We start from the raw sequence: 1146 nt of genomic DNA on the forward strand, positions 1-1146 counted from the left end.
GACTAAAACTCTCGTTTGTTGATTGTTGTAAGCTGTTAGTGATGACGTAAAAAATGCCTGAAGTTCAGGCATTTTTTTGTTTCAGGGACTTATAAGCCTCGATAGAACTTTTCAATAAAGTATCGAGTTTTGAGAACCAGGGTGATCATCAAATTCTTATGTTCTGAGATCTTAGGTCGAGCAATCGGTAAACCGGACATTTCTATTTGGGGGTTACAACTGACTTTCGCATAAGAGATTTTCTGTTAAATAATAGAAAGGCTCTTACTCTCAGTTAGAGCCTTTATTCTTAAATTTTTTTATCTATTGTGATAAACCATGTGCCGTTATTACGCTCATAAAGTGGTAAATTGCTGTCAATTTTTTGATATCTATAATTTAACTTGGGAGTAAAACCTTTCCACTGCCATTGCTTACGCCAAGTAGCTATACCAAATTCATATTCACTGTCTTTGCGTTGAATACCATACCAAATATTATCTGCTAAAAAATTACGCGTAGAATAACGTATGTTGCTACTAATACCCAATGAGTCCCCAAAGTATAAAAAACCACTTCGTATACCTTTTTTATTAGATGATTCTGCTTCGTCCGCTAAGCGATCTTGCATCCAGTCTAAGCCACTATATATGAGTAATTTCGATTTCGGTTGATACAGTATCAATGCAGCCTGACTATTAGCATGACCATTATAATATTGTGCAAGATCTGAATCCTGATATCGTTTTTGGATATGAGATGTATTAGCAGAAACTTGCCAACGATCTGATAATAATCGGTTATATTCTAATCCTGCACCATAGTTATGACTGTAACGACTATCACCTAGTATATTTTGCCCAATAAATGGAATTATGCCTAAGGATTGCTTAAGATCTTTATACTTGTAACCAGTATCGATACGTAAGGTTTGCTCACTAAATTCTGTATTATCCCAATAATGAATACCGTTTAATGTTGCATTAAAATATACATAATGATTGCTCATCATATTTTGTTCACGTGATGCATTCAGCGTATAACCGATACCTTCTGCCTTTTGTGGTAGTGATTCCTGATCACGTATGAAAGTTGCTTCTCCAATAGAAATCTCTTTTATACTCGATGATTGATTAACATTATCTGTTTTTTCAAAATTAAAATTTA

1 protein-coding gene is annotated in these 1146 nt (G+C 34.1%); it reads right to left on the minus strand.

Annotated elements, in window-relative coordinates:
- Positions 1–289: 289 nt before the first annotated feature.
- Positions 290–1146, minus strand: an 857-nt coding sequence (locus VXQ92_RS19865; protein WP_416682946.1) for a surface lipoprotein assembly modifier, incomplete at its 5' end; no start/stop codon positions are given.

It is taken from the genome of Acinetobacter sp. 228, from assembly GCF_048147885.1.